Origin of the sequence: Pseudomonas sp. MNR3A, assembly GCF_009650575.1 — a bacterium.
Lineage (GTDB): Bacteria > Pseudomonadota > Gammaproteobacteria > Pseudomonadales > Pseudomonadaceae > Aquipseudomonas > Aquipseudomonas machongensis.
On the sequence record NZ_VZZS01000029.1, the window covers coordinates 176178 to 199223 of the forward strand.

Consider the following 23046-nt stretch of genomic DNA (forward strand, 5'->3'; position numbering starts at 1 on the left):
GGGCCAACGGCAGCGGAAGAAGGGGGCTGCAGATTAGCATTTACTTGTAACAAATGGTTGCTAGCTGCTGGGTCAATCGCCTGGGTAGCCGCTCAATTGTAGGAGCGGGTTTACCCGCGAAAAAAACACCGCGCTGCCTGGCACGGGCTACGCCCGTGTTCGCGGGACAAGTCGCAGCGGCGAACCGCCGCTCCCACAGGGGATTGGGCTGACCTTTAGATTTTGAACAAGACAGTTGCACACACAGGGATTGGGCAGACCTCAGATAGCTCGTGCGCGCGTCACCCGGTCCACCAGATAGACCAATCCGTGATAGTCGATACCACTATGGCTCGACAGCCCGATCTCGCAGGTACGGCTGGTGGAAATCCCTTCGCTGCAGTACTGCACCGCATCTTTCAGGCTGCGCAGGGAATGGGCATTGAGCTCTGGCGTGGTGAAGCCCTTGTCGCCAGCGAACCCACAGCAGTGGATACCCTCGGGAATCACCACCTGCTTGCTGCAACGCCGCGCGAGGTCGATCAGCGCCTGGCTTTCGCCCAGGTGCTGGGTGCTGCAGGTGACATGTACGGCCACAGGTTCCTCCTGCGGAGTGAACTCCAGCTTGTCGAGCAGATGCATGCGGATGAAGCGCACCGGATCGTAGAGGTCCAGCCGGGTTTCGCCCAGGTCCTGTACCAGGCGCAAGGTGCAGGGGCTGGTGTCGCAGTAGATTGGATCGAGGCCGCCGCGGCTGGCATGCAGCAGGGCGGCGATCAGTTCCTGGCGCTTGTGCTCGGCCTGCTCGGCGTAGCCCTTGGAAGCAAATGGCTGGCCACAGCAGAGGCTGTCGGCGTTGTCGGGGAAGATCACCTGGTAGCCGGCCTTTTCCAGCAGGGCCTGGGTCTTGTCCAGCAACGAGCGCTGCTCGCGATCGCCATAGGCCGGACCCATGACACGCGACACACAGGCCGCAAGGTAAACCACCCGGGGTCGTGCATCGTGGCTTGCCGGGCCGAAGTCGATCGGTTTGAGCGGTTGCGGCATGGCTGCTGTCCACTGCGGCAGGCGACCGTTGCTGACCTTGCGCAGGCCACTGCTTAGGCGCGCCAGGCGTGGGGCACCGAGCAGCTTGCGTGCGCCGTTGGCCGCGGCGAGGGTCAGGCGTGCGCCATTGAGGGCCGAGTGGAAGTGCTCGGCCAGCCAGTCGGCAGTCTTCAGGTGATCGGCGGCCTGGCCGCGCAGTTTTTTCACCAGTTCGCCGGTATTGATCCCCACCGGGCAACGCTGGGCGCACAGGCCGGTAGCGGCGCAGGTATCGATGCCCTGGTATTGATAGGTCTGCAGCAGCTCGCGGGTGTCGAGGCCGGCACGACGCTTGGCCTGGATATCGCGCCACATGACAATGCGTTGGCGTGGGCTGAGGGTCAGCCCCTTGGACGGGCACACCGGCTCGCAGAAACCGCACTCGATGCATTTGTCGACGATCTCGTCGGCCGCCGGCAGTGGCTTGAGGTTTTTCAGGTGGACGTCCGGATCGTTGCTGAGCACCACATCCGGGTTGAGGATGCCGTTGGGGTCGAGCAAGCGCTTGAGTGCCCACATCAATTGGTAAGCGTCGTTGCCCCATTCCAGCTCGACGAAGGGCGCCATGTTGCGTCCGGTGCCGTGCTCGGCCTTGAGCGAGCCGCCGAATTCCACCGCCACCAGTTGCGCGACGTCCTCCATGAAGGCCTGGTAACGCGCGACTTCCTCGGCGCTGTTGAAGCCCTGGGTGAAAACGAAGTGCAGGTTGCCTTCCAGTGCATGGCCGAAAATGATCGCCTCGTCATAGCGATGCCTGTCGAACAGCTGGATCAGGCGGTTGACGCCCTCGGCCAGTTGTTCGACCGGGAAGGTCACGTCTTCGATGATCACTGTGGTGCCGGTCTGGCGCACGGCGCCGACGGCAGGGAAGGTGTCCTTGCGAATCTTCCACAGCAGGTTGTACACCGTCGGGTCTTCGCTGAACTCGACCTTCTGCTCGAGCGGGAATTCGGCGATTGACCCCATCACCAGCGCCAGTTGTTCGTGCAGCAGGCTCTGGCTGGCGGCGCGGGACTCGATCAGCAGGGCGCAGGCGTTGTTCGACAGGCCTTTCACCCAGGCCGGCATGCCTGGCATCTCCTGCACCGAGCGCAGGCTGCGGCGATCGAGCAGCTCGACCGCCGACACGGGCTGGCGCTTGAGCACGGTCACTGCCCGGCAGCAGCTTTCGACAGTGGGAAACACCAGCAGGGCGCTGGCCTTGTGCGGGTGGTCAGGCACGGTGTCATAGGTGACTGCGCTGATGAAACCCAGGGTGCCTTCTGAGCCGACCAGCAGGTGCTGGAGGATATCCAGCGGCTGGTCGTAGTCCACCAGTGCGTTGAGCGAGAGGCCGGTGGTGTTCTTCAACCTGTACTTGTGGCGGATGCGGTCGGCCAGTTCGGTGTTGGCGCGAGTCTCACGGCCAAGGCGGGCAAGTTCCTCGAGCAATGCGGCGTGGCTCTGCTCGAAGGCGGCGACGCTGGCCGGGTCTTCACTGTCCAGGCGAGTGCCGTCGGCCAGTACCAGGCGCAGGCCAGCAAGGGTGTGATAGGTGTTCTGCGCGGTACCGCAGCACATGCCGCTGGCATTGTTGGCGACGATACCGCCGATCTTGCAGGCATTGATCGACGCCGGATCAGGTCCGATCTTGCGCCCGTAGGGGGCCAGCCAGGCATTGGCCTGGGCACCGATGACCCCGGGCTGCAGGCGGATCTGTTCGCCCTGGTTGCGAATCTCGCGGCCGTTCCAGTTGTCGCCCAGCACGATCAGCACCGAGTCGCTGATGGCCTGCCCGGAGAGGCTGGTGCCTGCAGCGCGGAAGGTTACCGGCACGCGCTCACGCTGGGCCAGGCGGATCAGCTCGACCACCTCGTCCTCGGATTCGACGCGCACCACCAGCTTGGGGATCAGCCGGTAGAAACTGGCGTCGGTGCCGAAGGCCAGGGTCGAGGTCGGGTCGTCGAAACGGCGTTCGGCAGGGATCAGGCGCTCGGCATCACGCAGGAACGCAGCGGGCAGGCTCATGCAATCTCCTCGCGGGGCCGGCGCGTCTGGCGCGCGACGTGCCCCGGACTATCAGGCGTTTGTTTCGTAAGGGCTCAGGCGCCCAGCTCGCGTACCAGTGAATCGCGGCTGATCTCGCCGATCGACTTGGCGCCGGTCAGCACCATGGCCACGCGCATTTCTTTCTCGAACAGCTCCAGCAGGTTCTTCACCCCAGCCTGGCCATGCACGGCCAGGGCCCAGAGGAAGGCGCGGCCGATCAGCACCGTGTCGGCGCCCAGGGCGATCATGCGCACCACGTCCAGGCCGCTGCGGATACCCGAGTCGGCGAGAATCTTCAAATCACCCTTGACCGCGTCGGCGATGGCCGGCAGGGCGCGGGCGCTGGACAGCACGCCGTCGAGCTGGCGGCCGCCGTGGTTGGAGACGACGATGCCGTCGGCACCGAACTTCACTGCGTCGCGGGCGTCATCGGCGTCGAGGATGCCCTTGATGATCATCGGGCCGTCCCAGAATTCGCGGATCCACTCCAGGTCCTTCCAGGAAATCGACGGGTCGAAATTGTTGCCCAGCCAGCCGATGTAGTCGGCAAGGCCGGTCGGGTTGCCGCGATAGGTGGAAATGTTGCCCAGGTCGTGGGGGCGTCCCATCACGCCGACGTCCCAGGCCCATTGAGGGTGGGTCATGGCTTGCAACACACGACGCATCGGGCCGTTGGCGCCACTCATGCCGGAATGGGCGTCGCGGTAGCGGGCGCCGGGCACGGGCATGTCGACGGTGAACACCAGCGTCTTCACCCCGGCGGCCTTGGCACGCTCCAGGGCGTTGCGCATGAAGCCGCGGTCCTTGAGGACATACAGCTGGAACCACATGGGCCGGTCGATGGCCGGCGCCACTTCCTCGATCGGGCAGACCGACACCGTGGACATGGTGAAGGGAATGCCGTGCGCCGCCGCCGCGCGCGCCGCTTGCACTTCGCCACGGCGCGCGTACATGCCGGTGAGACCGACCGGGGCCAGGGCCACGGGCATGCTCAGGGTTTCGTCGAACAGCCGGGTCTGAAGGCTCAGCTCCGACATGTTTCTCAGGACACGCTGGCGCAGGGCGATGCTGGCCAGGTCCGAGACGTTGTGGCGCAGGGTGTGCTCGGCGTAGGCGCCGCCGTCGGCGTAGTGGAACAGGAAGGGGGGCAGCTTGCGCTGGGCCGCGGCGCGATAGTCGGTGGAGGCTGAAATGATCATGGATTCTCGCAGCGTGGGTGGGGTGGGTTGCCGGGCACATGCGCGCGCCCGGCCCCTGTCACTTTAGTGATGAACCAGCATACCGGTCAGCCAGTAGGCCTGGACCAGGGTGATCAGGCCGACGATGGTCGCGAAGAACAGGCTGTGCTTGACGGTGAAGCGGAACAGGTCCGACTCCTTGCCGACCAGGCCGGTAGCGGCGCAGGCCACGGCGATCGACTGCGGCGAGATCATCTTGCCGGTCACGCCGCCGCTGGTGTTGGCGGCGACCAGCAAGGTGTCGCTGACGCCGATCTGGTGCGCAGTGGTGGCCTGCAGCGAGCTGAACAGGGCGTTGGACGACGTGTCGGATCCGGTCAGGAACACGCCCAGCCAACCCAGGAACGGCGAGAAGAATGGGAACGCCGCGCCGGTGCCGGCCAGGACCAGGGCCATGGTCGAGGACATGCCCGAGTAGTTGGTGACGAAGGCGAAGGCCAGCACCATGCCGATCGACAGGATCGGCCAGCGCAGTTCCCAGAAGGTCTCTTTGAAAGTGGTAAGACCAGTTTTGACATTGATCTTCAGGACCCACATCGAGATCAGTGCCGACAGGAAGATCGCGGTGCCGGTGGCGGAGATCGGGTCGAGCTTGAACACGGCCGGCATTGCGGTCGGTGCGGTGACAATCGGGGCAGTCTTGATCACCAGTTGATCGAGGTGCGGGATGGCGAAGTTGAACACGAAGTTGTACATCGCGCCGCCCGGCGCGAACGCAGCCTTGAAGGGCTTGAGGGTCCAGATGGTCACCAGCACGGTGAGAATCAGGAATGGCGACCAGGCCTTGAAGATCTCGCCGAAGCTGTACGGCGAAGGCTGGCTGCCGCCACTGCTGACCACGGCTGCACCGACGCTGCCCTTGGCCTCGGCGAACGCGCGCTTGGGCTGCCAGACCTTGAGGAACAGGGTCAGGGCGATCAGGCTGGCCAGAGCCGAGGTGATGTCCGGCAGTTCAGGGCCGATGAAGTTGGACGTGAAGTACTGGGTCACGGCGAAGCTCAGGCCGGCGACCAGCGCGGCGGGCCAGGTCTCTTTCACGCCACGCAGGCCATCCATCATGAACACCAGCCAGAACGGCACGAACAGCGACAGCAGCGGCAGCTGGCGGCCGGTCATGGCGCCAATGTGGAAGGCGTCGATACCGGTCACTTGCCCGGCGACGATGATCGGGATGCCCAGGGCGCCGAAGGCGACCGGCGCGGTGTTGGCGATGAGGCACAGGCCCGCGGCATACAGCGGGTTGAAGCCCAGACCCACCAGCAGTGCGGCGGTGATGGCCACGGGCGCGCCGAAGCCGGCTGCGCCTTCGAGGAAGGCACCGAAGCAGAAGCCGATCAGCAGCACCTGCAGGCGCTGGTCGTCGGTGATCGACAGTACCGAGCTGCGGATGACTTCGAACTGACCGCTCTTGACCGTGAGTTTGTACAGGAACACCGCGGCAACGATGATCCAGGCAATCGGCCAGAGGCCATAGAGGAAGCCGTAGCCTGCTGCGGCAAGGGCCATGTCGACAGGCATCTGGAAGGCGAAGATCGCCACCAGGATTGACAGACCGAGGGTAATGCTGCCTGCCACGTGGCCCTTGAGGCGGAACACGGCGAGGGCGAGGAAGAAGAACACGATGGGGATGACCGCCGCCAGTGCGGACAGGCCGAGACTACCAAGCGGTGTGTAGAGTTGTTGCCAGGTTTGCATATGGGGTGACCCCTAATTGTTGTTGGTCAGCACTGGCATTGGATAATTGGTAAGACCAATTTACAATGACTGGTCGCTAGGTTAAAAGCCGGATACGGGGTGTGTCAATTTGTCCCAAGCAAAACTTTGGTCGAGTGCCGATGAGCGGAGGGCGAGATCGCGTCGGATCAATCGAGGAATATCTGTCGGGCTGTCGCGGATAGGCGCAGAATAGGCGCCCCGAAATCGGTGCCGGGGTTTGTGGAGAGCATGTGATGGTTTTTGATCAGGTCCGCCAACGGCGCCTGTCCGACGATATCGTCGATCGACTGGAAGGGATGATTCTCGAGGGGACGTTGACCTCAGGGCAGCGCCTGCCCGCCGAACGCGCCCTGGCCGAGCAGTTCGGCGTTTCCCGCCCGTCGTTGCGCGAGGCGATCCAGAAACTGGTGGCCAAGGGACTGCTGGTCAGTCGCCAGGGGGGCGGCAACTATGTGGCCGAGTCGCTGGGATCGACGTTCAGTGATCCCTTGTTGCAGTTGCTCGAGCACAACCCTGAGGCTCAGCGCGACCTGCTGGAGTTTCGTCACACCCTTGAGGCCTCATGCGCCTTCTACGCAGCCCAGCGTGCTACCGAGCCGGATCGGGCGCGGTTGAAGGCCGCCTTCGATGCGCTGCAGGATTGCTATGCCCGCGTCGATGAGGTCAGTCGTGCAGAAGAAGGCGCAGCGGATGCCCGTTTTCATCTGGCGATTGCCGAGGCCAGCCACAATGCCGTGCTGCTGCATACCATTCGTGGTCTGTTCGACCTGCTCAAGCGCAATGTGGTGACCAACATCGGGGGTATGTACCAGCAGCGTACGGAAACGCGCGACATGCTGATCAGTCAGCATCGCGAACTGTACCAGGCGATCGTCGAGGGGCGTGCAGAAGATGCGCGGGAGGTGTCGAGCCGGCACATCCTGTACGTGCAGGAAGTGCTGGAAGAAGCGCAGCAGGAAGCCCAGCGCGTGGCGCGCGCTGAGCGACGCAGTGGGCGCTAGGCAGGTATCGCAGCTATCGCAGGCAAGAGGAAGATCTACTCTTCCTTGCCCTTGTTGCGCACCGCACGCTGCAGCTCGCGGTTGGAGTCGCGCTCGCGCATCGTGTCGCGCTTGTCGAACTCCTTCTTGCCCTTGCCGAGCGCGATTTCGCACTTGATCAGGTGCTTGCTCCAGTACAGCGCCAGGGCCACACAGGTGTAGCCTTTTTGCGCCACGGCAGCCTCCACGCGCTCGAGCTCGCGCTTGTTCAGCAGCAGCTTGCGGGTACGCATGGGGTCGGCGATGACGTGGGTGCTGGCGGTGTTCAGCGGGGTGATGTGGCTGCCGAACAGCCAGGCTTCGCCATCCTTGAGCAGCACGTAGCTGTCGGTCAGGTGCGCCTTGCCGGCCCGCAGGCTTTTTACTTCCCAACCGGACAGGACCAGCCCGGCCTCGAACTTGTGTTCGATGAAGTAATCGTGTCGCGCTTTCTTGTTCTGCGCGATGGTCCCGGTCGGATGTTTCTTTTGCTTAGCCATAGGGGCGGCATTATAGGCAGTCGCCACGTCCTCTGGCTATGGGGTTCGGTGCGCTTGAGCCAGCAGGATGAATCCCGGACAATGCAGGCCTCGTTCCGTTGTACGGAACCGTTCCGAAGCGCTGCGATGCGCTGCCGCCCAGCTTGGAAGTGATGCCTGGATGACTACCCATATTCAACGCTCCGCCCTGCTGCCATACCCTGCCCAGGCGCTCTACGACCTGGTCAACGACGTGGCCAGCTACCCTGAGTTTCTTCCCTGGTGCTCGGACTCGACGGTGCTCGAGGCGAGTGACACGCACATGCGGGCGAAGCTGGAGGTAGCCAAGGGTGGCATGAGCCAGCAGTTCGTCACGCGCAATGTGTTGGTCCCGGGGCAATCCATCGAGATGAACCTGGAAGAAGGGCCCTTCACCCAGTTGCATGGTGTGTGGGTGTTCAAGGCGTTGGGCGAGAAAGCCTGCAAGATCAGCCTCGACCTGTCGTTCGATTACGCCGGGCCGCTGGTGCGCGCCACCCTCGGGCCATTGTTCAACCAGGCAGCCAACACCCTCGTCGATGCCTTCTGCCAGCGAGCCAAGCAGCTGCATGGCTGAGACGCTGGGTATCGAGGTGGCTTACGCGACTGCTGCACGCCAGTGGCTGCTGGCGTGCCGGGTGCCGCAGGGCGTGACGCTGCGTGAGGCTTTGCGTTTGTCTGGTATCGCTGCGCAAGTGCCAGGGCTGGATATTGAAAGCTGCCCGGTGGGTGTGTTCGGCAAGGTCGTCGCTGATCCGCAGCAGCGTCAGGTAGAGGAGGGCGAGCGCCTGGAAATCTACCGGCCGCTGCTGGTCGACCCGAAGGCGATGCGCAGACAGCGAGCCGAAAAGGCCAAGGCCGCACGCGGGTAAGGTTGTTGCTGTATGCGCTGCCCATGAAAAAGCTCGGACCATGTCCGGGCTTTTTCATGGGCCATACCGTTATTGCGGCGAGGTCTCCAGGGGAGCCGGTGTGGGCACCGGTGTCGTCTCGATGGTGTCGATTTCACGCTGGATCGACTCTTCCGTCGAGCCGGCCTTGGCTGGCTTCTCTGGCTGTTGAGACGGCTGGTTGGCCGGGCTGACGGTCGTGGTGCTGCTGCCGCCCAGGATTTCCTGGTCGCGGCTCACACCTGGCATGAAGTCGCCGGACAGGCTGACCAGTTGGTCGCTTTCGTTGAAGAAGATGCTCATGCGCTCCTGCTGGCGCTTACCGCCGCCAGGCTGGATGCTGTAGAGATAATCCCACCGATTGGTGTTGAAGGTGTCCTGCAGGAGCGGGTTGCCCATGATAAACCTTACTTGCCGTCGGGTCATTCCGGGGCGCAATTGGTCTATCATGTCCTGCGTGACGACATTGCCCTGCTGGATGTCGATTTTGTAAACCCCGGGAAACGAGCAACCGGCGAGTGCGAGCAGTCCCACGAGGGTGAGGCTGGTTAGCAAGAGCTTGGTGTTTTGCATCGGTGGGCGACTTCCACTATCTTGGCTGGACAACGTAAACCCCGATCATACCCGTATTAAGAGAAGCTGCGAAGCAGCATCGGCGAGAAAGCTGACCATGGTTGAAAATAGCGAATTGCGCAAAGCCGGTCTCAAGGTGACCCTGCCTCGAGTCAAGATCCTTCAGATGCTCGATTCGACCGAGCAGCGTCACATGAGCGCCGAGGATGTCTACAAGGCGCTGATGGAAGCAGGTGAGGATGTCGGTCTGGCGACCGTCTACCGTGTACTGACCCAGTTCGAAGCAGCGGGTCTGGTGGTTCGCCACAACTTCGATGGCGGCCACGCAGTGTTCGAGCTGGCCGATGGCGGCCACCACGACCATATGGTCAACGTGGATACCAGCGAAGTGATCGAATTCATGGATGCGGAGATCGAGCGCCGTCAGAAAGAGATCGTGGCTGAGCATGGCTACGAGCTCGTGGACCACAATCTGGTCCTGTATGTGCGTAAGAAAAAGTAACGATTTCGATCGTTATGAACAGCAAAGGCGACCTTCGGGTCGCCTTTGTGCTTTCTGCAACGTGTTGAGGAGTGTGCTGCCTCAGGCCTTGCCGCTAACCACCATCTTGCGCGCATGCGCCAGGGATTCCTTGGTCAGGTCTATCCCGCCCAGCATGCGTGCCACTTCTTCGACCCGCTCACGTTTGCCTAGGCTGGCCACGGCTGTATGGGTGGTGTCGCTGTTGCGCACCTTGTGTACGAACAGGTGGTGGTGCCCTTGCGCTGCAACCTGCGGCAGGTGGGTGACGGTCAGGACCTGGCCGCGCTCACCCAGGCGGCGCAACAGTTGGCCGACGATCTCGGCGGTCGGGCCGCCGATGCCCACGTCCACTTCGTCAAAGACCAGCGTGGGAATGCGCGAGGTTTGTGCGGTGATGACCTGAATCGCCAGACTGATGCGTGACAGCTCGCCTCCCGACGCCACCTTGGCCAGGCCCTTGAGCGGCTGGCCGGGGTTGGCGCTGACCAGCAGCTCGACCTGCTCCAGCCCGTGGGGCGAAAGCTCATCGCTCTCGTTGGGCGACAGCTCGATGCAGAAGCGCCCGCCAGGCATGCCCAGGCGCTGGATCTCCTGCTCGACCGCCACCGCCAGTTGCACTGCGGCCTGGCGGCGCAGGTTGCTGAGCTCGACGGCCTTCTCTTTATAGTGCTGTGCATAGGCGGCCAGTTCGCCGCCCAGGCGCTCGATGGATTCATCGCTGGCGTTGAGCCCTTCGAGCTCCTCCATGAGGCGCTGTTGCAGGTGTGGCAGCTCGCTCGGGTGCACGCGGTGCTTGCGAGCGAGCGTATAAAGGGTGTCGAGCCGCTCTTCCAGCGCCTGCAGGCGCAGAGGGTCGGCGTCGAAGTTGTCAAGGAAGCGGTTGAGCTCGCCAACCGCTTCCTCGATCTGGATCTGCGCACTGGCGATCAGATTGACGGCCTCGCCCAATGCCTTGGGTGCATTGTTCACGGCGGTCAGGCGATTGAGGCTGACCGTCAGGGCGCTGAGCACGTTGCCGGAGTCGCTTTCGCTGCATTGATCGATGACCTGTCGGCAGATGCCGAACAGGGCTTCGGCATTGGTCAGGTTCTTGTGCTCGTGCTCAAGCTGTTCCAGCTCGTTTTCGCCCAGGCCCAGATTGTCGAGCTCTTCGAGCTGGTAGCTCAGCAGCTGATGACGGGCGCGTTGCTCATCGCCGGAGTTGGACAGACGCTCCAGCTCCAGGCGGGTCTGGCGCCAGCGCTGGGCCGCCAGTTGCACCTGGCGGGCGAGGTCGGTGGCGCCGGCGTACTCGTCGACCAGGCGACGATGCGTATCGGTCTTGAGGAGCGACTGGTGTTCGTGCTGGCTGTGAATGTCGATCAGCAACTCACCGAGTGCCTTGAGGTCGCCGAGCGGGCAAGGGGTGCCGTTGATGTAGCCGCGGCTGCGGCCTTCGGCGGTGATCACTCGGCGCAGGATACATGGGCCGTCGTTGTCGAGGTCGCGCTCTGCCAGCCAGGTGCGGGCTTCGGGGATGTCGATCAGGTCGAAGGTGGCAAGCAGGTCGGCCTTGTCGGCGCCCGGGCGCACCACGCCGCTGTCGGCACGATCGCCCAGCGCCAGGCCGAGCGCGTCCAGCATGATCGACTTGCCGGCCCCCGTTTCGCCGGTGATCACCGACATCCCGCGGGCGAGTTCGAGGTCGAGGTGCTCGACGATGGCGTAGTTGTGAATGGACAGGTGCACCAGCATGAGGGCCGCTCCCGAAGGTCATGTCTGGTTATTTATACAGTACTTTTTTCGCGTCTGCCAATGCCCGCCTGTTGAATGTGGAAATGCCGCTTGCCCCTTGAACCTGATTTTTCCGACCCCATATAACCGGCAGACAAGGCAGGCATGACCTGTAACCAGAAATTGCGGAGGAGAGCACCGATGGCTGACGAACAGCTGGATGAACAAAACCTTAACGCCGAAGAAGCCGGATCCGAAGACCTCGGTGCCCGCGTCCAGGTGCTCGAGGAGCAGCTGGCCGCCGCCAAGGATCAGTCGCTGCGTGTGGCGGCAGACCTGCAGAACATCCGCCGTCGTGCCGAGCAGGATGTCGAGAAGGCTCACAAGTTCGCCTTGGAGAAATTCGCTGGCGACCTGCTGCCGGTGATCGACAGCCTGGAGCTGGCCCTGACCCACTCCAGCGCCGATGACGAAAACGTCAAGCAGATCCGCGAAGGTGTCGAGCTGACCCTGAAGATGTTCCAGGACACACTCAAGCGCTACAACCTCGAAGCCGTCGATCCTCATGGCCAGCCATTCAACCCTGAGCATCACCAGGCCATGGCCATGCAGGAAAACGCCGAGGTAGAGCCGAACAGCGTGCTCAACGTGTTCCAGAAGGGTTATCTGCTCAATGGCCGCCTGCTGCGCCCCGCCATGGTGGTGGTCAGCAAGGCGCCGGCAGCGCCCCAGCCTTCCATCGATGAAAAGGCTTGAAATCCACCGAGGCACCCCCATCTAGGTGTCAAGCCTTCAAGTATTACCGCAGTTGGCCAAAGTAGTCGCTGCTACCAAATTCAAGTTTCGGGAGAGTTAACATGGGCAAAATCATCGGTATCGACCTGGGGACGACCAACTCGTGCGTCTCCATTCTGGAAAACGGTAACGTCAAGGTCATCGAGAACGCCGAAGGCGCGCGTACTACCCCTTCGATCGTGGCCTACGCCAACGACGGCGAAATCCTGGTTGGCCAGTCGGCCAAGCGTCAGGCCGTCACCAACCCGCACAACACCCTGTTCGCAGTGAAGCGCCTGATCGGCCGCCGCTTCGAAGAAGACGTCGTGCAGAAAGACATCAAGCTGGTTCCGTACAAGATCGTCAAGGCCGGCAACGGTGACGCCTGGGTCGAGGCTGCTGGCAAGGAAATGGCTCCGCCGCAGATCAGCGCCGAAGTCCTGAAGAAAATGAAGAAGACCGCCGAAGACTACCTCGGCGAGCCTGTCACCGAAGCGGTCATCACCGTTCCGGCATACTTCAACGACAGCCAGCGCCAGGCTACCAAGGATGCCGGTCGCATCGCCGGTCTGGACGTCAAGCGCATCATCAACGAACCGACCGCCGCTGCACTGGCCTATGGCATGGACAAGGCCAAGGGCGACCACACCGTCATCGTCTATGACCTGGGTGGTGGTACCTTCGACGTGTCGGTCATCGAAATCGCCGAAGTCGACGGTGAGCATCAGTTCGAAGTACTGGCCACCAACGGTGACACCTTCCTGGGTGGTGAAGACTTCGACATGCGCCTGATCGACTACCTCGTCGACGAGTTCAAGAAAGAGTCCGGCATGGACCTGAAGAACGATCCGCTGGCGCTGCAGCGTCTGAAAGAAGCCGCTGAAAAGGCCAAGATCGAGCTGTCTTCCGCCCAGTCGACCGACGTCAACCTGCCGTACATCACTGCTGATGCAACCGGTCCGAAGCACCTGAACGTGAAGATCTCCCGCGCCAAGCTGGAGTCGCTGGTCGAAGACCTGGTCAGCCGTACCATCGAGCCTTGCCGCATCGCCCTGAAAGATGCCGGTATCGATGCGAGCAAGATCGACGACGTGATCCTGGTCGGTGGCCAGACCCGTATGCCGCTGGTACAGAAAGCGGTCGCCGATTTCTTCGGCAAGGAAGCGCGCAAGGACGTCAACCCGGACGAAGCCGTTGCCATGGGTGCTGCCATCCAGGGCGCCGTACTGGCCGGTGACGTGAAGGACGTCCTGTTGCTCGACGTCAGCCCGCTGACCCTGGGTATCGAAACCATGGGTGGCGTGATGACCGCGCTGATCGAGAAGAACACCACCATCCCGACCAAGAAGTCGCAGGTGTTCTCGACTGCCGACGACAACCAGGGTGCAGTGACCATCCACGTCCTGCAGGGCGAGCGCAAGCAGGCCGCGCAGAACAAGTCGCTGGGCAAGTTCGACCTGTCGGACATTCCGCCAGCTCCGCGTGGCGTTCCACAGATCGAAGTGACCTTCGACATCGACGCCAACGGCATCCTGCACGTCGGCGCCAAAGACAAGGCCACCGGCAAGGCTCAGTCGATCGTGATCAAGGCCAACTCCGGCCTGTCGGACGAAGAGATCGAGCGCATGGTGCGTGACGCCGAGGCCAACGCCGAGGAAGACCGCAAGTTCGAAGAGCTGGCTGCTGCCCGCAACCAGGGTGATGCGCTGGTTCACTCGACCCGCAAGATGGTCGTCGACGCCGGTGACAAGGCTACTGCCGAGGAAAAGGCTGCGATCGAAGCTGCCGTGGTTGCTCTGGAAGCCGCCGTCAAGGGCGACGACAAGGCCGCCATCGACGCCAAGGTCGAGGAGCTGTCCAAAGTCTCCGCGCCAGTTGCCCAGAAGATGTATGCCGAGCAACAGGCTCAGCAGCCTCAGGGCGGCGCCCAGCAGGCAGAGCCGGAAGCCAAGCACGATGACGTGGTTGACGCCGAGTTCGAGGAAGTGAAAGACAACAACAAGCAGTAATGCCTGCATGTTGTCGGCCAGTTCATCGCCATTGGTCGGTGAGCTGGTAGGATGTCGCCGCGCGGGGGCTTGCTCCCGCGTTGGCGTGTCTGGAACACGGGAAATATTTCCAGCATCTGTCAGGGCGCATCAGGCGTGTTGCGGCAGGTGCTGACGGCACGGTGCACAGATGCCGAAAGCCCTCAAGAGTGCAAATGACCTATGGCAAAGCGTGATTTTTATGAGGTCCTGGGTGTCGAGCGCGGCGCCAGCGAAGGTGACCTCAAGAAGGCCTATCGCCGCCTGGCGATGAAGTTCCACCCTGACCGCAACCCGGGCGACAAAGAGTCGGAAGAGAAATTCAAGGAGGCCAACGAGGCCTATGAAGTGCTCTCCGACGCCAGCAAGCGCGCGGCCTACGATCAGTACGGCCATGCCGGTGTCGACCCGAGCATGGGTGGCGGTGGTGCCGGCTTCGGCGGCGCCAACTTCTCCGATATCTTCGGCGACGTCTTCAGTGATTTCTTCGGCGGTGGCCGTGGCGGTGGTCGTGGCGGCGCCCAGCGCGGCAGTGACCTGCGCTACACCCTCGAGCTGAACCTGGAAGAAGCGGTGCGTGGCACCACGGTCAATATCCGTGTGCCGACGCTGGTCAACTGCGCGCCGTGCGATGGTACCGGCGCCAAGAAGGGCTCGACGCCGTCGACCTGCCCGACTTGCGGCGGTATCGGTCAGGTGCGCATGCAGCAAGGTTTCTTCTCGGTGCAGCAAACCTGCCCGCGTTGCCATGGCTCGGGCAAGATCATCACCGACCCGTGCAACTCCTGCCACGGCGAAGGCCGTGTCGAGGAATACAAGACCCTGTCGGTCAAGGTGCCGGCGGGTGTTGATACGGGTGATCGCATCCGCCTGTCTGGCGAGGGCGAGGCCGGGGCGCATGGTGGCCCGACCGGCGACCTGTATGTGGTCATCAGTGTCCGTGAGCATTCGATCTTCCAGCGCGATGGCAAGCACCTGTATTGCGAAGTGCCGATCAGCTACACCGATGCGGCGCTCGGTGGCGAGCTGGAAGTGCCGACACTGGACGGCCGGGTCAAGCTGAAGATCCCGGAAGGCACCCAGACCGGCAAGCAGTTCCGCCTGCGCGGCAAGGGCGTGGCGCCGGTGCGTGGTGGTGCGGCGGGCGACCTGTTGTGCCGCGTCGCGGTCGAGACACCGGTCAACCTGAGCCGCCGCCAGCGCGAGCTGCTTGAAGAGCTGCGTGATTCGCTCGATGGCGACAGCTCCCATTCGCCCAAGGCCAGTGGTTGGTTCGAGGGTATGAAGCGCTTCTTCGGCGATCTCTGACAAGGAACAGGCTATGCGACGTATTGCAGTGATGGGTGCGGCAGGGCGGATGGGCAAGATCCTCATCGAAGCCGTGCAGCAGCAGGCTCCCCAGGCGGGCCTGACGGCAGCGATCGATCGCCCGGACAGCACCCTGGTGGGGGCTGACGCCGGCGAGCTCGCGGCGTTGGGCCGTATCGGCGTACCGATTTCCGATGATCTGACCAAGGTCGCCGACGAGTTCGATGTGCTCATCGACTTCACTCACCCCTCGGTGACCCTGAAGAACCTGGCGTTCTGCCGCAAGGCAGGCAAGGCCATGGTCATCGGTACCACCGGTTTTTCGCAGGACGAAAAGGCCCTGCTGGCGGAGGCGGGCAAGGAGATTCCGATCGTCTTCGCTGCCAACTTCAGCATTGGCGTCAATCTGTGCCTGAAGTTGCTCGATACTGCTGCGCGGGTACTGGGTGACGAGGTGGACATCGAGATCATCGAGGCTCACCACCGGCACAAGGTCGACGCGCCTTCGGGTACTGCGCTGCGCATGGGAGAGGTGGTTGCCCAGGCGTTGGGGCGCGATCTGCAGGAAGTGGCTGTCTATGGTCGTGAAGGCCAGACCGGCGCGCGCAAGCGCGAGACCATCGGTTTTGCCACCGTGCGTGCCGGGGATGTGGTCGGCGATCACACCGTGCTGTTCGCGGCAGAGGGTGAGCGCGTCGAGATCACCCACAAGGCCTCGAGCCGCATGACCTTTGCCAAGGGGGCCGTGCGTGCGTCGCTGTGGCTCGATGGGCGCGAGCCTGGGCTGTACGACATGCAGGATGTGCTCGAGCTGCATTGAGTCGTCACTGGCGACGTCGTTCTGTCGCAATCATGTGTTTTAGAGGCACATATGCGGTAGACCGAAACCTCACTTTTCTGTAAACTACAGCTTTAGTGTATCCACTAAAAGCGCGCAGAGAATTGAATTCAGCACATAAAAGCGGGGTGACGTATCCATACGGCACTCCGCTTTTTTGCAACCTGCGATCGCCCCTTCATGCGTCATTTACGGGAGGTCTTCTTGACAAAGCCAGCCATACTCGCCCTTGCTGATGGCAGCATTTTTCGCGGTGAGGCCATTGGGGCCGACGGGCAAACCGTTGGTGAGGTGGTGTTCAACACCGCTATGACCGGCTACCAGGAAATCCTTACAGACCCTTCCTACGCCCAGCAAATCGTTACCCTGACTTACCCGCACATCGGCAATACCGGCACCACCGCCGAAGACGCCGAGTCCGATCGCGTCTGGTCCGCGGGCCTGGTGATTCGCGACCTGCCGCTGCTGGCCAGCAACTGGCGTAACACCCAGTCCCTGCCGGACTACCTCAAGGCCAACAATGTCGTGGCCATCGCCGGTATCGATACCCGTCGCCTGACCCGCATCCTGCGTGAGAAAGGCGCACAGAACGGCTGCATCCTGGCCGGTGACGATATCAGCGAAGAGGCCGCCATCGCGGCTGCACGTGCCTTCCCGGGCCTCAAGGGCATGGATTTGGCCAAAGTGGTCAGCACCAAGGAGCGTTACGAGTGGCGTTCCAGCGTGTGGGAGCTGAAGACCGACAGCCACCCGACCCTCGAAGCGTCCGAGCTGCCATATCATGTCGTCGCCTACGACTACGGCGTCAAGCTGAACATCCTGCGCATGCTGGTTGCTCGCGGCTGCCGCGTGACCGTGGTACCTGCCCAGACGCCGGCAAGCGAAGTGCTGGCCCTCAACCCTGACGGCGTGTTCCTGTCCAACGGCCCTGGCGATCCCGAGCCGTGCGACTACGCGATTCAGGCGATCAGAGAGATTCTCGAGACCGAGACTCCGGTGTTCGGCATCTGCCTCGGCCACCAGTTGCTGGCCCTGGCCTCCGGTGCCAAGACCGTCAAGATGGGGCACGGCCACCACGGTGCCAACCACCCGGTCCAGGACCTGGATACCGGTGTGGTCATGATCACCAGCCAGAACCACGGTTTCGCCGTCGACGAAGCCACCCTGCCGGGCAATGTGCGTGCCATCCACAAGTCGCTGTTCGACGGCACCCTGCAGGGTATCGAACGCACCGACAAGAGCGCGTTCAGCTTCCAGGGCCACCCTGAGGCGAGCCCAGGCCCGACCGATGTCGCGCCACTGTTCGATCGTTTCATCGATGCCATGGCCAAGCGCCGCTGAGCATCCTGCATCAAGGCCCCGGACCGGCACACGCCGCGTCCGGAAGCGCCTGACCCAGATTGTTCAAGACGGCTTGCCGACTGACCCGCGGATTTGAGTGACAACCATGCCAAAACGTACAGACATCAAAAGCATCCTGATTCTCGGCGCTGGCCCGATCGTGATCGGCCAGGCCTGCGAATTCGACTATTCCGGCGCCCAGGCCTGTAAAGCCCTGCGCGAGGAAGGTTTCCGCGTCATCCTGGTGAACTCCAACCCGGCCACCATCATGACCGACCCGGCCATGGCCGACGCCACCTACATCGAGCCGATCAAGTGGCAATCGGTGGCCAAGATCATCGAAAAGGAGCGCCCTGACGCGGTGCTGCCAACCATGGGCGGCCAGACGGCACTGAACTGTGCCCTGGACCTGGAGCGCCACGGCGTTCTGGAAAAGTTCGGTGTAGAGATGATCGGTGCCAACGCCGACACCATCGACAAGGCCGAAGACCGTTCGCGCTTCGACAAGGCGATGAAGGACATCGGCCTGGAGTGCCCGCGCTCCGGTATCGCCCACAGCATGGAAGAGGCCTACGCGGTTCTCGAGAAACTGGGCTTCCCGTGCATCATCCGTCCTTCGTTCACCATGGGTGGCACCGGTGGCGGCATCGCCTACAACCGTGAAGAATTCGAAGAAATCTGCACCCGTGGCCTGGACCTGTCGCCGACCAAGGAACTGCTGATCGACGAGTCGCTGATCGGCTGGAAGGAATACGAGATGGAGGTGGTCCGCGACAAGAAGGACAACTGCATCATCGTCTGCTCCATCGAGAACTTCGACCCGATGGGCGTGCACACCGGTGACTCCATCACCGTTGCTCCCGCACAGACCCTGACCGACAAGGAATACCAGATCATGCGCAACGCCTCGCTGGCGGTGCTGCGTGAGATCGGCGTCGAAACCGGCGGTTCCAACGTGCAGTTCGGTATCTGCCCGAACACCGGTCGCATGGTCGTGATCGAGATGAACCCGCGGGTTTCGCGCTCGTCCGCCCTGGCTTCGAAAGCGACTGGCTTCCCGATCGCCAAGATCGCCGCCAAGCTGGCCATCGGCTACACTCTGGACGAACTGCAGAATGACATCACCGGCGGTCGTACTCCGGCGTCCTTCGAGCCGTCCATCGACTACGTCGTTACCAAACTGCCACGCTTCGCCTTCGAGAAATTCCCGAAAGCCGACGCCCGCCTGACCACCCAGATGAAGTCGGTCGGTGAAGTCATGGCCATTGGCCGTACCTTCCAGGAGTCCCTGCAGAAAGCCCTGCGCGGCCTGGAAGTTGGCGCCTGCGGCCTGGACCCGAAAGTCGACCTGGCCAGCGCCGATGCCTCCAGCATCCTCAAACGCGAGCTGACCGTACCGGGCGCCGAGCGTATCTGGTACGTGGCTGACGCCATCCGCTCGGGCATGACTATCGAAGCAATCTTCGAGCTGACCGGTATCGACCTGTGGTTCCTGGTGCAGATGGAAGATCTGATCAAGGAAGAAGAGAAGGTCAAGACCCTGGCCCTGTCGGCCATCGACAAGGACTACATGCTGCGCCTCAAGCGCAAGGGCTTCTCGGATCAGCGCCTGGCCAAGCTGCTCGGCATCACTGACAAGAACCTGCGTCGTCACCGCCACAAGCTGGAAGTGTTCCCAGTCTACAAGCGCGTCGACACCTGCGCGGCCGAGTTCGCCACCGACACCGCCTACCTGTACTCCACCTACGAGGAAGAGTGCGAGGCCAATCCGTCGACCCGCGACAAGATCATGATCCTGGGCGGTGGCCCGAACCGTATCGGTCAAGGTATCGAGTTCGACTACTGCTGCGTACACGCAGCCCTTGCCCTGCGTGAAGACGGTTACGAGACCATCATGGTCAACTGCAACCCGGAAACCGTCTCCACCGACTACGACACCTCCGATCGCCTGTACTTCGAGCCGCTGACCCTGGAAGACGTGCTGGAAGTCTGTCGCGTCGAGAAGCCGAAGGGCGTGATCGTCCACTACGGCGGCCAGACCCCGCTGAAACTGGCCCGTGCCCTGGAAGAAGCCGGTGTGCCGATCATCGGTACCAGCCCGGACGCCATCGACCGCGCCGAAGACCGCGAGCGCTTCCAGCAGATGGTGCAGCGCCTGAACCTGCTGCAGCCGCCAAACGCCACCGTGCGCAGTGAAGAAGAAGCCATCAACGCTGCTGGTGGCATCGGCTACCCGCTGGTCGTGCGTCCGTCGTACGTCCTGGGCGGTCGCGCCATGGAGATCGTTTACGAGCTGGACGAGCTCAAGCGCTACCTGCGCGAAGCGGTCCAGGTGTCCAACGACAGCCCGGTCCTGCTCGACCACTTCCTCAACTGCGCCATCGAGATGGACGTGGACGCTGTCTGCGACGGCACCGACGTGGTGATCGGCGCGATCATGCAGCACATCGAACAGGCTGGCGTTCACTCCGGTGACTCGGCGTGCTCGCTGCCACCTTACTCGCTGAGCCAGCAAGTGCAGGACGAAGTCCGCGTTCAGGTCAAGAAAATGGCCCTGGAACTGGGCGTTGTCGGCCTGATGAACGTGCAGATGGCCCTGCAGGGCGACAAGATCTACGTGATCGAAGTCAACCCGCGCGCCTCGCGTACCGTACCGTTCGTGTCCAAGTGCATCGGCACCTCGCTGGCGATGATCGCGGCCCGCGTCATGGCTGGTAAAACCCTCAAAGAGCTGGGCTTCACCCAGGAAATCATCCCGAACTTCTACAGCGTCAAGGAAGCCGTCTTCCCGTTCGCCAAGTTCCCAGGGGTTGACCCGATCCTCGGCCCTGAGATGAAATCGACCGGTGAAGTCATGGGTGTCGGTGACAGCTTCGGTGAAGCCTTCGCCAAGGCCCAGATGGGTGCCAGCGAAGTGCTGCCGACCGGCGGTACCGCGTTCATCAGCGTGCGTGACGACGACAAGCCACAAGTGGCTGGCGTTGCCCGCGACCTGATCGCCCTGGGCTTCGAAGTGGTTGCTACTGCCGGCACCGCCAAGGTTATCGAAGCGGCTGGCCTGAAAGTGCGCCGTGTGAACAAGGTGACCGAAGGTCGTCCGCACGTGGTCGACATGATCAAGAACGACGAAGTGTCGCTGATCATCAACACCACCGAAGGCCGCCAGTCGATCGCCGATTCCTACTCGATTCGTCGCAATGCGCTGCAGCACAAGATCTACTGCACGACCACCATTGCGGCAGGTGAAGCCATCTGCGAGGCGCTGAAATTCGGTCCCGAGAAGACCGTTCGTCGCCTGCAGGATCTGCATGCAGGACTCAAAGCATGAGCATTACCAAGTACCCGATGACCGTCCAGGGCGCTCGCGCCCTGGAAGAAGAGCTTTTGTTCCTGAGCAAGACCGAACGTCCACGTCTGAGCCAGGCGATCGGCGAGGCTCGTGAGCTCGGCGATCTCAAGGAAAATGCCGAGTACCACGCCGCCCGTGAGGAGCAGGGCATGGTCGAGGCGCGTATCCGCGACATCGAAGGCCGTCTGCAGAACTCGGTGGTGATCGATGTCACCACCATCGCCCATACCGGCAAGGTGATTTTCGGGACCACCGTGGACCTGGAGAATACCGAGACCGGCGATCAGGTGACCTACCAGATCGTTGGCGAGGATGAAGCGGACATCAAGAAAGGCAAGCTCTCGGCGAGCGCGCCTATCGCCCGTGCCATCATTGGCAAGGAAGAGGGTGATACGGTCGTGGTCAAGACGCCGAGCGGCACCGTCGAGTACGAGATTGTCGAAGTCAAGCACATCTGATCGGCGCCAGCGCGCGCCGTCCCTCGAGGGCATCCTCTGGCAACTGGCCCAGGTATTCTGGGTCGGTGGCCTGTGGGTGTTTCATGTGGGGCTGGTGCCGGCGCTGAAGGTCAGCGGCCTTGCGCCATTATTGGTGCAGGACATCGCCGGGCAGATCGATCGCTGGTTGATCGGCGTGGCGCTGCTCGGGCTGTTGACCCAGTTGGCAGTGCTGGCGAGGGTGGATGGCCTGGCGGCCTGGTGGCGGCAGTTCCGCGGCCAGATGCTGTTGCTCGGCTTTGGTGCCTGTGTCGGCTACTACACGCTGCGCTACGGGATTTCCGTAGGGGAGCGCTGGCAGATGTTCTGTTTCCTGGTGCTGGGCTTTTCTGGCATCGTGCTGGTGGCCCAGCCGGTCCCGGTCAGGGTGCGCAAGGCGCGCCACTGACCGGCGCCACCTTTACTTGTAGCGGTGGATGTTGGACAGCTGCTTGTTCGGCTGTGGGTTCTTGCGATAGATCAGTGCCTTCTTGCCAATGGTCTGTACCAGCTCGGCACGGCCTGCCTTGCACAGTTCGGCAATAGCGGCGGCGCGCTCTTCGCGATCTTCCGAGCGAATTTCGACCTTGATCAGCTCGTGATCGGCCAGCGCACGCTCCAGTTCGGCGATCACACCTTCATTCAGGCCGTTACCGGCAACGATCAGGACCGGTTTCAGGTCGTGACCAATAGACTTGTACTGTTTCTTCTGCTCGTTATTGAGCGGCATAATCTGACCCTTTTCGTCTGATTCTGTAAAATTGGTGGCCATTTTACCCGAGGGCCACTGGCTCCGCCCAGTCAATCACGACGCTAATCATCGAGGTGCCCCGTGGCGCAGCGTTCCAAAAGCAGCCATAACTGGCTGAGAGAGCATTTCAACGATCCTTTCGTCAAGCAGGCGCAGAAGGACGGCTACCGCTCGCGTGCGAGCTACAAACTGCTGGAGATCCAGGAAAAGGACCGCCTCATCCGCCCCGGCATGAGCGTTATTGACCTTGGAGCGGCACCGGGCGGCTGGTCGCAGGTGACCAGTCGTCTGATTGGTGGTCAAGGACGTCTGATTGCCTCCGACATCCTGGAAATGGACTCGATCCCTGACGTGACCTTCATCCAGGGCGATTTCACCCAGGATTCGGTACTCGAGCAGATTCTCCAGGCGGTCGGCGATTCGCATGTGGACCTTGTGATTTCCGATATGGCCCCCAATATGAGTGGTACGCCCGCTGTGGACATGCCGCGAGCCATGTTCCTTTGCGAACTCGCCCTGGATCTGGCAACCCGTGTGCTCAAGCCCGGTGGTGACTTCCTGATCAAGATTTTCCAGGGAGAAGGCTTCGATGTGTACCTCAAGGACGTGCGCAGCAAGTTCGACAAGGTGCAGATGCGCAAGCCGTCGTCCTCTCGGGATCGGTCCCGTGAACAGTACTTGCTGGCCAGGGGGTACAAGGGGGAGTGAGCGGGCTGTTGCGGGCTGGCCGATAGTTATTTCCAATCGGCCGCGGCCTCAGGATCGTCCGAACTTCGTGTAGTCTAGGTTTCACAAAGGGTTACAGACGGTGCCTGCGGATGCGCAGGTAATGTAGTAAGTTAGGGCGGTGAATATCATGCGAGGCACGGCTGCGTCGTGCGCCGACCTCAGAGGGTAGC

The 23046-nt window shown here is 62.3% G+C and carries 20 protein-coding genes; 13 read left to right on the top strand and 7 right to left on the bottom strand.

From position 1 onward, the window contains the following. Positions 1 to 261: 261 nt before the first annotated feature. The 3 genes from F6X62_RS19970 to F6X62_RS19980 form a co-directional block, all read right to left on the bottom strand. The gene (locus tag F6X62_RS19970; protein ID WP_153774496.1) at positions 262 to 3072 is read right to left on the bottom strand and encodes an FAD-binding and (Fe-S)-binding domain-containing protein; all 2811 of its coding nucleotides are present in this window, start codon (positions 3070 to 3072) and stop codon (positions 262 to 264) included. A gap of 74 nt (positions 3073 to 3146) precedes the next feature. Next, positions 3147 to 4292 carry an FMN-dependent L-lactate dehydrogenase LldD gene (gene lldD / locus F6X62_RS19975; RefSeq protein ID WP_153774497.1) on the bottom strand — a complete coding sequence of 382 codons (1146 nt, stop codon included), beginning with the start codon at positions 4290 to 4292 and terminating at the stop codon, positions 3147 to 3149. A 63-nt stretch (positions 4293 to 4355) separates the two neighbouring features. Next, positions 4356 to 6026 (bottom strand): lactate permease LctP family transporter, encoded by a 1671-nt coding sequence (locus F6X62_RS19980; RefSeq protein WP_054892631.1) that lies wholly within the window; start codon positions 6024 to 6026, stop codon positions 4356 to 4358. Between the two features lie 254 nt (positions 6027 to 6280). Between F6X62_RS19980 and F6X62_RS19985 the strand changes: the two genes are divergently transcribed. Beyond that, a complete protein-coding gene (locus tag F6X62_RS19985) occupies positions 6281 to 7048 on the top strand; it encodes an FCD domain-containing protein (RefSeq protein WP_153774498.1) in 768 nt (255 codons plus the stop codon). Between the two features lie 35 nt (positions 7049 to 7083). On the opposite strand, the gene smpB is transcribed toward F6X62_RS19985, so the two are convergent. Then, entirely contained in the window at positions 7084 to 7566 is a 483-nt protein-coding gene (gene smpB, locus F6X62_RS19990; protein ID WP_027917703.1) for an SsrA-binding protein SmpB, read from the bottom strand. Positions 7567 to 7726: 160 nt separating this feature from the next. Between smpB and F6X62_RS19995 the strand changes: the two genes are divergently transcribed. Both F6X62_RS19995 and F6X62_RS20000 read left to right on the top strand, forming a co-directional pair. Continuing rightward, positions 7727 to 8161, top strand: a complete 435-nt coding sequence (locus tag F6X62_RS19995) for a type II toxin-antitoxin system RatA family toxin (RefSeq protein ID WP_054892629.1) — start codon at positions 7727 to 7729, stop codon at positions 8159 to 8161. After that, on the top strand, positions 8154 to 8456 hold the full coding sequence (locus F6X62_RS20000; RefSeq protein WP_065861569.1) for an RnfH family protein: 303 nt from the start codon (positions 8154 to 8156) through the stop codon (positions 8454 to 8456). Before F6X62_RS19995 ends, F6X62_RS20000 begins: the two co-directional genes overlap by 8 nt. A gap of 69 nt (positions 8457 to 8525) precedes the next feature. Here the strand turns inward: F6X62_RS20000 and F6X62_RS20005 are convergent, their stop codons facing one another. Then, positions 8526 to 9047, bottom strand: coding sequence for an outer membrane protein assembly factor BamE (locus F6X62_RS20005; RefSeq protein WP_054892627.1), 522 nt, complete (start codon positions 9045 to 9047; stop codon positions 8526 to 8528). Positions 9048 to 9144: 97 nt separating this feature from the next. Between F6X62_RS20005 and fur the strand changes: the two genes are divergently transcribed. Continuing rightward, positions 9145 to 9549, top strand: coding sequence for a ferric iron uptake transcriptional regulator (gene fur, locus F6X62_RS20010; RefSeq protein WP_046788147.1), 405 nt, complete (start codon positions 9145 to 9147; stop codon positions 9547 to 9549). Positions 9550 to 9630: 81 nt separating this feature from the next. Here fur and recN read toward each other — a convergent pair whose 3' ends face one another. After that, positions 9631 to 11304, bottom strand: coding sequence for a DNA repair protein RecN (gene recN, locus F6X62_RS20015; protein WP_153774499.1), 1674 nt, complete (start codon positions 11302 to 11304; stop codon positions 9631 to 9633). A 180-nt stretch (positions 11305 to 11484) separates the two neighbouring features. Between recN and grpE the strand changes: the two genes are divergently transcribed. The 8 genes from grpE (at position 11485) to F6X62_RS20055 (ending at position 21805) form a co-directional block, all read left to right on the top strand. Next, positions 11485 to 12039 carry a nucleotide exchange factor GrpE gene (grpE, locus tag F6X62_RS20020; protein ID WP_054892625.1) on the top strand — a complete coding sequence of 185 codons (555 nt, stop codon included), beginning with the start codon at positions 11485 to 11487 and terminating at the stop codon, positions 12037 to 12039. A 101-nt stretch (positions 12040 to 12140) separates the two neighbouring features. After that, positions 12141 to 14066, top strand: coding sequence for a molecular chaperone DnaK (gene dnaK, locus F6X62_RS20025; protein WP_054892624.1), 1926 nt, complete (start codon positions 12141 to 12143; stop codon positions 14064 to 14066). A 201-nt stretch (positions 14067 to 14267) separates the two neighbouring features. Then, positions 14268 to 15392, top strand: a complete 1125-nt coding sequence (dnaJ, locus tag F6X62_RS20030) for a molecular chaperone DnaJ (protein WP_054892623.1) — start codon at positions 14268 to 14270, stop codon at positions 15390 to 15392. A gap of 13 nt (positions 15393 to 15405) precedes the next feature. Further along, on the top strand, positions 15406 to 16212 hold the full coding sequence (dapB, locus tag F6X62_RS20035; RefSeq protein ID WP_063542722.1) for a 4-hydroxy-tetrahydrodipicolinate reductase: 807 nt from the start codon (positions 15406 to 15408) through the stop codon (positions 16210 to 16212). 222 nt (positions 16213 to 16434) lie between these two features. Next, entirely contained in the window at positions 16435 to 17571 is a 1137-nt protein-coding gene (gene carA / locus F6X62_RS20040; protein ID WP_153774500.1) for a glutamine-hydrolyzing carbamoyl-phosphate synthase small subunit, read from the top strand. A gap of 106 nt (positions 17572 to 17677) precedes the next feature. Next, a complete protein-coding gene (carB, locus tag F6X62_RS20045; RefSeq protein WP_153774501.1) occupies positions 17678 to 20899 on the top strand; it encodes a carbamoyl-phosphate synthase large subunit in 3222 nt (1073 codons plus the stop codon). Then, positions 20896 to 21378 (top strand): transcription elongation factor GreA, encoded by a 483-nt coding sequence (gene greA, locus F6X62_RS20050; RefSeq protein WP_162714345.1) that lies wholly within the window; start codon positions 20896 to 20898, stop codon positions 21376 to 21378. Before carB ends, greA begins: the two co-directional genes overlap by 4 nt. Next, positions 21356 to 21805 carry an MFS transporter gene (locus tag F6X62_RS20055; protein ID WP_081255198.1) on the top strand — a complete coding sequence of 150 codons (450 nt, stop codon included), beginning with the start codon at positions 21356 to 21358 and terminating at the stop codon, positions 21803 to 21805. The genes greA and F6X62_RS20055 overlap by 23 nt, the downstream gene beginning before the upstream one ends. Before the next feature lie 12 nt (positions 21806 to 21817). On the opposite strand, the gene yhbY is transcribed toward F6X62_RS20055, so the two are convergent. After that, the gene (gene yhbY / locus F6X62_RS20060; RefSeq protein WP_054892619.1) at positions 21818 to 22126 is read right to left on the bottom strand and encodes a ribosome assembly RNA-binding protein YhbY; all 309 of its coding nucleotides are present in this window, start codon (positions 22124 to 22126) and stop codon (positions 21818 to 21820) included. A 102-nt stretch (positions 22127 to 22228) separates the two neighbouring features. Here yhbY and rlmE point away from each other — a divergent pair, with 102 nt between their 5' ends. Then, positions 22229 to 22855, top strand: a complete 627-nt coding sequence (gene rlmE, locus F6X62_RS20065) for a 23S rRNA (uridine(2552)-2'-O)-methyltransferase RlmE (protein ID WP_054892618.1) — start codon at positions 22229 to 22231, stop codon at positions 22853 to 22855. Positions 22856 to 23046 lie beyond the last annotated feature (191 nt).

Bases quoted from the DNA above. Each gene is read 5' to 3' on its own strand.
- F6X62_RS19995 (WP_054892629.1), top strand. From the start codon at position 7,727: ATGACTACCCATATTCAACGCTCCGCCCTGCTGCCATACCCTGCCCAG.
- grpE (WP_054892625.1), top strand. From the start codon at position 11,485: ATGGCTGACGAACAGCTGGATGAACAAAACCTTAACGCCGAAGAAGCC.
- F6X62_RS20000 (WP_065861569.1), top strand. From the start codon at position 8,154: ATGGCTGAGACGCTGGGTATCGAGGTGGCTTACGCGACTGCTGCACGC.
- F6X62_RS19970 (WP_153774496.1), bottom strand. From the start codon at position 3,072: ATGAGCCTGCCCGCTGCGTTCCTGCGTGATGCCGAGCGCCTGATCCCT.
- F6X62_RS19985 (WP_153774498.1), top strand. From the start codon at position 6,281: ATGGTTTTTGATCAGGTCCGCCAACGGCGCCTGTCCGACGATATCGTC.
- lldD (WP_153774497.1), bottom strand. From the start codon at position 4,292: ATGATCATTTCAGCCTCCACCGACTATCGCGCCGCGGCCCAGCGCAAG.
- dnaJ (WP_054892623.1), top strand. From the start codon at position 14,268: ATGGCAAAGCGTGATTTTTATGAGGTCCTGGGTGTCGAGCGCGGCGCC.
- F6X62_RS20005 (WP_054892627.1), bottom strand. From the start codon at position 9,047: ATGCAAAACACCAAGCTCTTGCTAACCAGCCTCACCCTCGTGGGACTG.
- F6X62_RS19980 (WP_054892631.1), bottom strand. From the start codon at position 6,026: ATGCAAACCTGGCAACAACTCTACACACCGCTTGGTAGTCTCGGCCTG.
- yhbY (WP_054892619.1), bottom strand. From the start codon at position 22,126: ATGCCGCTCAATAACGAGCAGAAGAAACAGTACAAGTCTATTGGTCAC.
- dapB (WP_063542722.1), top strand. From the start codon at position 15,406: ATGCGACGTATTGCAGTGATGGGTGCGGCAGGGCGGATGGGCAAGATC.
- smpB (WP_027917703.1), bottom strand. From the start codon at position 7,566: ATGGCTAAGCAAAAGAAACATCCGACCGGGACCATCGCGCAGAACAAG.
- recN (WP_153774499.1), bottom strand. From the start codon at position 11,304: ATGCTGGTGCACCTGTCCATTCACAACTACGCCATCGTCGAGCACCTC.
- carB (WP_153774501.1), top strand. From the start codon at position 17,678: ATGCCAAAACGTACAGACATCAAAAGCATCCTGATTCTCGGCGCTGGC.
- greA (WP_162714345.1), top strand. From the start codon at position 20,896: ATGAGCATTACCAAGTACCCGATGACCGTCCAGGGCGCTCGCGCCCTG.
- fur (WP_046788147.1), top strand. From the start codon at position 9,145: ATGGTTGAAAATAGCGAATTGCGCAAAGCCGGTCTCAAGGTGACCCTG.
- dnaK (WP_054892624.1), top strand. From the start codon at position 12,141: ATGGGCAAAATCATCGGTATCGACCTGGGGACGACCAACTCGTGCGTC.